We start from the raw sequence: 9,865 nt of genomic DNA on the forward strand, positions 1-9,865 counted from the left end.
CGGGAGTCGTTGGCGGGCCGTTTGAAGCTAAAGGCAAAATCCCAGAAGACTTCGATACCCTCCATGAAGATTTATGGCTCGGACAAGATTCCTATGAAAAAGCACATAAAATTTTGTTCGAAGAAGCTTGTAGCCGCGCTACTGAAAAGGCAAAACTTCGTAAAGACGATATTCAATTTGTACTCGCAGGCGATTTAATTAATCAAATTACCCCTACAAGCTTTGCTTGCCGTACACTGGGCACTCCTTATCTCGGACTATTCGGCGCTTGTTCTACTTCTATGGAAGGTTTAGCACTTGGTGCAAGTATCGTAAATGCAAAAGGCGCAAAATATTTATTAACTGGTGCATCCAGTCATAATACAGCTGTAGAAAAACAGTTCCGCTATCCTACCGAATATGGTGGGCAAAAACCACCTACCGCGCAGTGGACAGTAACCGGAGCAGGAGCTGCTATTTTAAGCGATACTGGACACGGTCCTAGGGTAACATCTGCCACAATCGGACGAGTGGTTGATATGGGATTAACAGATCCATTTAATATGGGAGGTGCAATGGCTCCAGCTGCCGTTGATACAATTGAAGCCCATTTACGCGAACGACAAATTGATGCCTCTTACTACGATTTAATCGTAACGGGTGACCTCGGACATGTAGGACGCGAAATTGCTTATGACTTATTACATAAACACGGAACGAAAGTAACGAGCGAACAGTTTCAAGATTGCGGGCTGCTCATTTATAGAGAAGGGCAACCTGTCATCGCTGGCGCTAGTGGACCAGGGTGTTCCGCAACGGTCGTATACGGTCACTTATTAAACCGAATGAAAAGAGGAGAGTTTAATAAAATACTTGTCGTTGCGACAGGCGCTTTACTATCTCCACTTACATTCCAACAAGAAGAAACGATTCCGTGTATCGCTCATGCCGTTTCGATTGAATTTGGAGGTGCAACGCAATGATTTTTTTCTGGGCTTTCGTCATTGGCGGACTTATATGTGTAATCGGCCAACTTATGTTTGATGTTGGAAAGCTAACACCAGCTCATACAATGGCAACACTCGTTGTTGCTGGAGCTATATTAGATGGATTCAATTTGTATGAACCATTAATTGATTTCGCTGGAGCTGGGGCAACTGTACCTATTACAAGCTTTGGTAATGCCCTCGTTCACGGTGCAATGGAAGAAGCTGCAAAACATGGCATCGTTGGCGTTATTACCGGCATGTTTAAAGTAACAAGCGCCGGTGTATCCGCAGCTATTATTTTCGGCTTCATCGGAGCATTGCTATTCAAACCGAAAGGATAAGGTGTTCGTATGACAGTTATCGCTAGCGTCAAAACCTGCCTTGCTAGTGTAAGGGGCGCTCAAGCAAGTTTGAGCTCCCTTTCACTACATTCACAGGACGCAAAATCAAAACGTGTATTTCATGAATGTATGTTAGAAATGGAGAGCATCATCGCGGATTTACAAAATAGAGTTTCAGTATTAGAACGTGAAGAACCTCAATATAAAGGGTTTTAAGTAGACTGGAGGAAATGACTATGTCTCACCTGCCGGAATGGACACTTGTCATTCTTCGCTCTGTATTCATATTAATTATTTTATTCGCTATTACGAAATGGTTAGGGAAAAGACAAATCTCTCAGCTCTCCTTTTTTGAATACATAGCCGGAATGACAATCGGTGCCATCGCTGCCCAAGTATCTACAGGGCTCGATTCAAAATTTTTTCACGGCGTCTTTGCGATACTCATTTTCGCTGTGGTACCTTTTTTAACAGGAATCCTTTCTTTAAAGAACAAAACAGCTCGGGACTTCTTTGAAGGGAAATCTACCGTATTAATAAAAGATGGAAAGATACTCGAAGACAACTTAAAGAAAGAAAAATATACAAGTGACGAATTACTGGAACTTCTTCGTGGAAAAGATGCCTTCAGCGTAGCTGATGTTGAATTTGCTGTACTAGAACCGAGCGGAGAATTAAATGTATTATTAAAGAAAGATCGCCAACCACTCACAGCAAAAGACATCGGTTTAAAAGTAGCAAACGAAAAAGAACCACAAACTGTTATTATGGATGGCAATGTCTTAGATGAACCGCTATCCGCAAGTGGACATAACCGCGCTTGGCTACATGCTGAACTAGAAAAGCTCGGTGTTGTTATCGAAAATGTCTTTCTCGGTCAAGTTGATTCATACGGACAACTGACTATCGACATTTATAATGACAAACTACAAATGCCTTCTCCTCAAAACAAACCTTTATTATTAGCATCATTAAAAAAATGTCATGCTGATCTTGAACTATTTTCCTTAGAAACAAAGTCGAAATCAGCGAGCGAAATGTATAGTAAAAACGCGAAACAAATCGAAAAGATTTTAAATAAAGTAACCTATCTTTTAAAAGAATAGATATCGAAAGAACGCTTCAGTCAAAAGGCGTTCTTTTCTTTTTTTCTACAGTTTTTATAACGTTTAAATTTATGTAATTCGGTTATGATGTTGAAGATACATAAGCAGGGAATTTCAAAAACATAGCGAATATTTCATGGTACAACTACATATTTTTTTGATTTAAAGTGGTTTCGTTTGACCTTTATTGACCATAATTGTATTATAAGACTAAGAAAGCTTTATAAGGAGGAAATAACAGATGAATTTAATTCCTACAGTAATTGAACAAACAAATCGTGGAGAACGCGCTTACGATATTTACTCTCGACTATTAAAAGACCGCATCATTATGCTTGGTAGCGCAATTGATGACAACGTAGCTAACTCAATCGTTTCCCAGCTTTTATTCTTGGAATCTCAAGATCCAGAAAAAGATATTCACATCTACATCAACAGCCCTGGTGGTTCTATCACAGCAGGTATGGCAATTTACGATACAATGCAGTTTATTAAACCGCAAGTATCAACAATCTGTATCGGTATGGCTGCATCTATGGGTGCATTCTTACTTGCAGCAGGTGAAAAAGGAAAACGTTATGCACTTCCAAACAGTGAAGTAATGATTCACCAACCACTTGGCGGGGCACAAGGTCAAGCGACTGAAATCGAAATCGCTGCTAAACGTATCCTATTCTTACGTGAAAAACTAAACCAAATTCTTGCTGACCGCACTGGTCAACCACTTGAAGTGCTACAACGCGACACAGACCGCGACAACTTCATGACAGCAGAAAAAGCTTTAGAATACGGTTTAATCGATAAGATCTTTACAAATCGTTAATAACTAAATTACTGAGGCAACCCTATAGCGCCTTGTCTAAATACCTATACAGCGTGGTCTTACTGATACCAGTCGCCACTGTAATTTGCTTAATTGTATAGTCTTTACTCTTATACATCTTAACAGCCATTTCCACTTTATCTTCTTTCTTAGTAGGTCTCCCACCTTTCTTTCCTCTTGATCTTGCTGCTTGAAGACCAGACTTTGTTCGTTCACTAATAATATCTCTTTCTAGTTCAGCGATGCTTGCCATTGTACGAAAGAAAAACTTTCCCATTGCGGTTGAAGTGTCAATACTGTCAGTAATTGATACAAAATGTACACCCATATCGTTAAATAATTCGCTCAGTTCTATCAAATGTTTTGTGGAACGTGAAATACGGTCAAGTTTATATACAACAATTTTATCGCCACTTCGTAAAATTTTTAAAAGGTCTTCTAATTGAGGCCTATCTCTTCGTGTGCCAGTTAATTTTTCTTTATAAATCTTCTCAACCCCGAATTGTGTTAATGCATCAACTTGCATATCTAGGTTTTGTTCCTCCGTACTCACTCGCGCGTAACCAAAAATCATAATTAATCACCTACTAAAAACTATTTATATGAATATATTAGCACCAAAAACGGTGTTTGTTATTAAAAATGTTACTTTGATTTTGGGAATGAGTTTTGGTACCAAAGATCAGGGTAAATAGAGTGTGTTTTGCTCCAATAAGGACCAGCCCCATAAATGTCCGTTTATGGGGCTAATTTTATTAAACTAACCAGCCGCAGTATGACTGAAGAGAGCTCTTTTATTTTTGTTCCGCAATAGGGCCAGATTGTTGAATAAGGATTGTAGTTAATTATGGTTTTACATACAATTATTGAACTATTGGAAGATAAGTTTAATATCAACCTCGGTGAGCTCTTCATAAGTAAATGAGGTTCTTCACAAGTAATTCGTGAACTAATCAACTGCCCCAGTTCGTTTTATTTCTACCTTAATATTTGGTTTTAAATTTAATGTGGAATACTTTCCTCTCAAATCTTTTTCATTTAAATTGGAATATTTTCTTATACTTTTTATTTTTCTTCCAATGCCAATTGGATCAGTATTTAATTTTCTAAACTCCTCAAGAATATCCCCGAATTCTTTGTTTAGTTCTTCTTCAATTATTAGCTCCATTTTTTTTATTGATTCCTTATTTTTAAGAGTAACAGAAGGCTGTAATTCTATAGTTGAAACTAAAATAGATGCATTTAAATTAACCGACTCTTCCTGAGATAATTCAACATTTCCGCGGTACTTTATTGGGTGAATTGTAATATTAAATTTATCTCCTTTTTGCTTTTCGACTAGTTTTATTCCCTTTTCTTCTAATACCTCTGCAGGAATATTTAAAGTTATATCCCCCAAAAAAGCATTATGATTGGTGAATAATTTTATATACAGGTTTTTTTTCATGGAAATAGAACCAACTATTTTATCATCCCTAAATAATGCAACCCCATCTAAATAGGGTGCTACACCATTCTCATTCGATAGAATAGGTAAGGTAGGATCGATACCAATTTCATATAGTGTGGAAATAAAATCATGCAAGTTGGAGTTGACTAACATTTCTTTCTTTTCGTGTTTATCCAATAGTTGATAGATATAGGATCCCATTTCGGGATATTCTTCATAGTTTTTATTTTTAATCGTCTCCTCAGCATTATCAGTAATGGCCAAAAAGATTAAAGAACTGATACTGCTATCTCGTTGCATAGTATCCAGAAAAGAAGAAATTCCTACTGTTTCTGCCATATTTTTATTAAACAGTATGGTCCTTAATTGACCAGAAGTAAGGTGGTGGCTTGTCTGTTGTTCTAAATTTTGTCTTATTTGTTTGCTTGTAGTTCCGACGGCAGAAATGGTTACACTCGTCTTTTCTTCTTTACGGTCGAATTGTAACAAGCTAATAGTGCCTTTGTATGTATTCTCATCAAGTAAGTCAAAACCAATAATAGTTGAAATTCCTTGCCTTTCTAATATTTTTTCAGGTGGCATACATGCCGTACAGAGAAAGACACAAAGTAGAATAAGCCGTATTTTCATTTTTTCAACTCCGTTTTGAACGTGAAAAGATTTTAGATTTAATGATTGAAATGAAATATAAGAATATTGGATAGATAAACCATAGGTAAAAGCCTACTTGACCAACTTTATCAATCAAAAGGTTATTGTCGACTCTTTTTGTGATAAAAAAACTCGTGATAAAAATGATTATTGAGATTACCCATATTCCATGTTTTAGTTTTAAATGAAATATTTGTTTAACTCCTTTGGAAGAAATGAATAGGATTATACATAAATTTGGAAAAATAACTAATATCCATAATGAAACTGCTATAGATTCAAAGCGCTCAATAAATGGAAAATGGACAGCGCTTATCATACTGACAATAGGCCAGATCTGTTTTTCTAATTCTTTAGGGCTATAAAATAATATGGAAATAACAGTTGCAATTAAAACAAGAAGTGTGGTAAACCAGATTGCTAATTGACTGAATAGAAGTAGTTTTTTTTCTCCTTTATAAAAGGAAAAATAAAAAATAAAGTCTCAAAACCCAACATTGTATAACTGCTTTTAAAAACTCCTTTCATCATTTCTGACGGAGTTGTCGACATGATGGGTAAAATTCTAGTTAAGTTTATGGAATCAAGTGGTTGATACATCACAAATAGCAGCCATATAGTCATTAAAAAGGATAAGAAGCATATCCCTGCAACTACTCTGAATCCACCTGATACTGCATAAATTGTTATTAATAATAGTGCTAAAGTGCCTACCCATTCATAAACTCCTTCATATCCCCATGTTAGGGACAATTCAACATAACTGATGATGATAGAGTAATGTACAGCAATAAAGTAAATGACAATTAAGGTATTGATGATACTTCCTATAAAGCGACCAAATAAATTTTCGTGTATTTCATAAAGATTACAGTTTCCATGTTTTTTAAGTATGCTAATAATAATCCAAGTGATAATACTAATGAATAGACCGGATAGTAAAACTGAGATCCAAGCATCTTTCTTAGATTCAAGATAAATAATTTTCGGGACTCCAAGTATGCCCATACCAATTTGCGAAGTGTGTATGATAAAGAAAGCCATATAGGCATTTACAAAACTAATATTTGATTTCATTATCCACCTCAAAATTCATCTAAATCTTTTTCTGTTTTTTTAAATCTCCACCTTGTGCGGAATGAATCTTTTGGGCGATTGACAACAGGACGTCTCATATAAAAATGGTGGGGTAGACGTATTAAGAAGTATTTTATATCCTTAATCCTAAAAGGGTATAGAGGTGCAAGATAAGGTTTGTTTAATGATGTCAATTTTAACAAGTGGACCATCATTACACAGACACCGATAATAATCCCATTTAATCCCCAAACACCTGCTAGAATAATGAAAGGAAATCTAGCAATTCTTATAGCAGTGCCCATTTCATAAATAGGAGCCGTAAATGCCCCTAATGCACTAAATGCCACAATAATAATTAAAATGTTGCTAGTTAAACCTGCCTCAACAGTTGCTTGGCCAATAACAATACCTCCAACAATCCCCATTGTTTGCCCTACTTTTGACGGAAGGCGTGCCCCAGCCTCTCTAAGTAATTCAATTAATAATTCGAGTAAAAGTGCTTCTAGCAAAGGTGGAAAAGGAACTTGTGAACGTGATTGCCCAATTATAAGTAACAATTTAGATGGAATTAGTTCAGAGTGAAATGTCATGGTTGCAACATAAAATGCTGTAAGAAATAGTGACCCTGCCATAGCAAATAATCGTATAAATCTTATAAAAGTACTTAAGGACCATCTCAAATATATGTCTTCTGTTGATTCAAAAAACGAAAAAAAATTAGCAGGTCCAATAATAGCAATTGGACTTTCATCTATAAGAACACCAATCCGTCCGTTTAAAATAGAGTAGAGGAATCTATCGGGCAACTCTGTTAATATAAACTGTGGAAAAAATGAGTAATGATTATCTTCAAGACATTGTGCCAATACTGAACTGTCACTTATATTATCAGTTTTTATATTTTCAAACTTCTCCTTAAGTGTTTTAAGTGTGTCATCATCCGCTATATCTTTAAGATATATAATTCTTACTTGCTTCTTAACACGTTCTCCTATTTTTAATTCATCTGTACACAAATTAGAATCATTTAGATTTCGTCTTATAATTTTAATGTTAGAAGATAATGATTCTGTAAACGATATTTTAGGACCGTATACCAATGATTCTGTTTCTGCTTTCTCAATAGATCTTTCAATAGGGTTGGCGCAATTTACCATAAATGCTTTACTTTCGTCTGATAAGTAAATATAAGCGAATCCATTTAAGAGGGAAGAGATAATCTCTTGTTCCTTAAGGTTTTTCTTTACTTCGTTCATTGGTATGTTTTTCAATAAATAAGAGTAAGTTATGTATTCTATCGGAAGTTGTTGAATGTATTTAATTACATACTCATTTAGAAACTCTTGTTTAATTAAATTTTTCATGAAAATAACTTCGAGACAATCTCCACCAACTTCAAGTGTTCTACACATTAAGTCTGGTGATTCGTTGAGGATGTATTTAATTTTTTCATAATTAGGGCAGTTATTTTTATTTAGATGGAGTGTCATTTGAATCATATCCTTCAATAGTTTTTTTTTAGTATTTGAAGTAGGAATCATTTTATACTTGTTTTAATAAAGAAGTAAGGATTGAGAGTAATTTTAGGACCTATGGTTCTGAAACGAATATGGAACAAGGAATTTTAGATGGTAACCAACAACATGTTGTAGAAATCAATTGGCCAGAACTAGCTGGTATATATGAGGTTGAATTTAATGAAATGTGGGGCAGTTCTACATTATCTTTTGATAAAGTAAATTCTAACATCAGTACTCGTAAAATCGATAATACAACACATGTTATTGATATTAACGGTAAAACACCGGAGGCGCGTTCGAAGTGTTTGTAAAACAGCAATCTCATAATTGATTCGGTTAACCCTCTCCATTCCCTTACTATCCGTCTCAATAATGATATCCTTCCATTTGGGCTGGATCACTCCTTCAATAGGAACTTCGTCATTAGCTGCAAAAAAACGTTGACCACTATCACCATATTCTCGAATTAGTTGAAGAGCTTCAATGACAGGTTGATGAGATTGATTATTAGATCTGAACGTAAGATTTTTTAAGATATTACAGAAAGCAATCCGATAATGCCCCCGATAGGAAGAATGCATCTTTATATAGATTTTTTCTTTGTATTCTCGGTGATTTCTTGTCATGTCTTTAATAATATCCCGAATTGTTGAAGCGCCTACAATCGGATATAGAGTATCTTGAATAATTCCATCTGGATGATTAACCGTCGCTTTTAATAAGTTGATAATATGTTTATTTTTCCCTTGAACCCTTTCCAACTCTTCTACTGCTTCTTTACGGGTAGTATTCTTGGCCTTATTTCCGAACTTGAGAGTGATTTCATCCAACAGATCAGCTAAATAGTCGATAACTTCAGCATGACGATGCCAAAATAAGATGGCAAGTAAGGTGTAGCGAATGGGTGCTGGATGTGCTCGCAATTCCGTTACAGTCTCAGTAGCTGCACGAAGTCGATATTTCTTTAGTAATTTTGGAGTCATATGATGAAACAAACCATTAGGAATTTGGAGATGTCGTATAGCTAACAGTTTTTTAACCTCCATCTCCATCGCATTTACACTTGGTTTACGAGGAGAAGATAATAGTTGACGAAAAGTTAAAATGTCGGTTTCCTCTCCATCAGAATCCTCATCAGCATGGGACTCAAGTAAAGCATCTAACCGAGTGCACGTCTTAGCAGATAATTGCTGATATGTCATTTTATATAAGCTCTTTTCAAAAGTATCAATGGCAGAGTCAATCATACGCTTTAAGCTCCCAATAGAAGGAGGTTCAACTTTCCATTTACGAAAGAGACTGTATGCTTGGTTTTTTAAATAGTCTGTATCATGTGTAGACTGAACTTGTTCTTCTAACCATTGTCCCAAACGATCATTATCTGTACGTGTAAGCTCCTGAAATCCAAAAAAATCCCTTATATTTTTTCGATGTCGGGTATAAGTCTTTTCTTTTCCACCCCAACTATATTCATCAAATTGATCATGCGAAACATCAAGCTGTTTCGCTATGTACTCGATCACTACTTTTGGGATGTCTTGCTTTTGGCTAGGGAATCTAGCTTTCTGTTGGAAATACTTTAGTAACACGGCAAAGCCCAAACGGTTCGTTTCTGTTTTATTCCCCATAGATAGATGTAGTTCATTTGGCATTAACATAAAGTTTGCTAAAAGCTCTTCTTCATTCCAATTTTTCTTCACTGGTTCTCCCTCTGATCTACATGTTTTTTTAATAGTATAATTTCAAACATAGAGACCATCAAGATAACTAAGAAAAGCAGCAAAGCTAAACCATTTTCCTTTTATTGTAATATATCTGACGGACTAGAGCAGTAACCCTGTGATTAAGCCTGAAAGAATATAGAATGACATTTAAGCACCTACATCAATTGGCTTTGGAAAATGGTGATGCCATTCATCTACTACA

Annotated in this window: 8 protein-coding genes and 2 pseudogenes; 5 read left to right on the forward strand and 5 right to left on the reverse strand. The window is 35.6% G+C overall.

The annotated features are described in order from the left end of the window. The 5 genes from spoVAD to clpP all read left to right on the forward strand — a co-directional run. Positions 1 to 962, forward strand: a 962-nt coding sequence (gene spoVAD / locus KVT31_RS28985; RefSeq protein ID WP_217613685.1) for a stage V sporulation protein AD, incomplete at its 5' end; no start/stop codon positions are given. Beyond that, positions 959 to 1,309: a stage V sporulation protein AE gene (gene spoVAE, locus KVT31_RS28990; protein WP_000575919.1), complete on the forward strand. Its 351-nt coding sequence runs from the start codon at positions 959 to 961 to the stop codon at positions 1,307 to 1,309. The genes spoVAD and spoVAE, both read left to right, overlap by 4 nt. Before the next feature lie 9 nt (positions 1,310 to 1,318). Next, positions 1,319 to 1,525: a DUF1657 domain-containing protein gene (locus KVT31_RS28995; protein ID WP_000215902.1), complete on the forward strand. Its 207-nt coding sequence runs from the start codon at positions 1,319 to 1,321 to the stop codon at positions 1,523 to 1,525. Positions 1,526 to 1,545: 20 nt separating this feature from the next. After that, positions 1,546 to 2,415, forward strand: coding sequence for a DUF421 domain-containing protein (locus KVT31_RS29000; protein WP_065382636.1), 870 nt, complete (start codon positions 1,546 to 1,548; stop codon positions 2,413 to 2,415). Positions 2,416 to 2,656: 241 nt separating this feature from the next. Continuing rightward, on the forward strand, positions 2,657 to 3,238 hold the full coding sequence (gene clpP / locus KVT31_RS29005) for an ATP-dependent Clp endopeptidase proteolytic subunit ClpP (RefSeq protein WP_001049162.1): 582 nt from the start codon (positions 2,657 to 2,659) through the stop codon (positions 3,236 to 3,238). Positions 3,239 to 3,260: 22 nt separating this feature from the next. Here clpP and KVT31_RS29010 read toward each other — a convergent pair whose 3' ends face one another. The 5 genes and pseudogenes from KVT31_RS29010 to KVT31_RS29030 all read right to left on the reverse strand — a co-directional run. Then, complete coding sequence (locus KVT31_RS29010) at positions 3,261 to 3,812, reverse strand: recombinase family protein (protein ID WP_000576160.1); 552 nt, start codon at positions 3,810 to 3,812, stop codon at positions 3,261 to 3,263. A 375-nt stretch (positions 3,813 to 4,187) separates the two neighbouring features. Beyond that, positions 4,188 to 5,318, reverse strand: coding sequence for a Ger(x)C family spore germination protein (locus tag KVT31_RS29015; protein WP_000702268.1), 1,131 nt, complete (start codon positions 5,316 to 5,318; stop codon positions 4,188 to 4,190). 4 nt (positions 5,319 to 5,322) lie between these two features. Continuing rightward, positions 5,323 to 6,416, reverse strand: a pseudogene (locus tag KVT31_RS30820) (GerAB/ArcD/ProY family transporter). Between the two features lie 8 nt (positions 6,417 to 6,424). Further along, positions 6,425 to 7,909 carry a spore germination protein gene (locus KVT31_RS29025; RefSeq protein WP_000172443.1) on the reverse strand — a complete coding sequence of 495 codons (1,485 nt, stop codon included), beginning with the start codon at positions 7,907 to 7,909 and terminating at the stop codon, positions 6,425 to 6,427. Between the two features lie 311 nt (positions 7,910 to 8,220). Then, positions 8,221 to 9,639: pseudogene (locus KVT31_RS29030) on the reverse strand (DUF4158 domain-containing protein); the annotation flags it as partial. Between the last annotated feature and the right edge of the window lie 226 nt (positions 9,640 to 9,865).

This window comes from Bacillus sp. GbtcB14 (assembly GCF_019091205.1).
In the GTDB taxonomy this organism is placed as follows: domain Bacteria; phylum Bacillota; class Bacilli; order Bacillales; family Bacillaceae_G; genus Bacillus_A; species Bacillus_A cereus_AG.

Bases quoted from the DNA above. Each gene is read 5' to 3' on its own strand.
- KVT31_RS29010 (WP_000576160.1), bottom strand. From the start codon at position 3,812: ATGATTTTTGGTTACGCGCGAGTGAGTACGGAGGAACAAAACCTAGAT.
- KVT31_RS28995 (WP_000215902.1), top strand. From the start codon at position 1,319: ATGACAGTTATCGCTAGCGTCAAAACCTGCCTTGCTAGTGTAAGGGGC.
- KVT31_RS29000 (WP_065382636.1), top strand. From the start codon at position 1,546: ATGTCTCACCTGCCGGAATGGACACTTGTCATTCTTCGCTCTGTATTC.
- KVT31_RS29015 (WP_000702268.1), bottom strand. From the start codon at position 5,318: ATGAAAATACGGCTTATTCTACTTTGTGTCTTTCTCTGTACGGCATGT.
- KVT31_RS29025 (WP_000172443.1), bottom strand. From the start codon at position 7,909: ATGACACTCCATCTAAATAAAAATAACTGCCCTAATTATGAAAAAATT.
- clpP (WP_001049162.1), top strand. From the start codon at position 2,657: ATGAATTTAATTCCTACAGTAATTGAACAAACAAATCGTGGAGAACGC.
- spoVAE (WP_000575919.1), top strand. From the start codon at position 959: ATGATTTTTTTCTGGGCTTTCGTCATTGGCGGACTTATATGTGTAATC.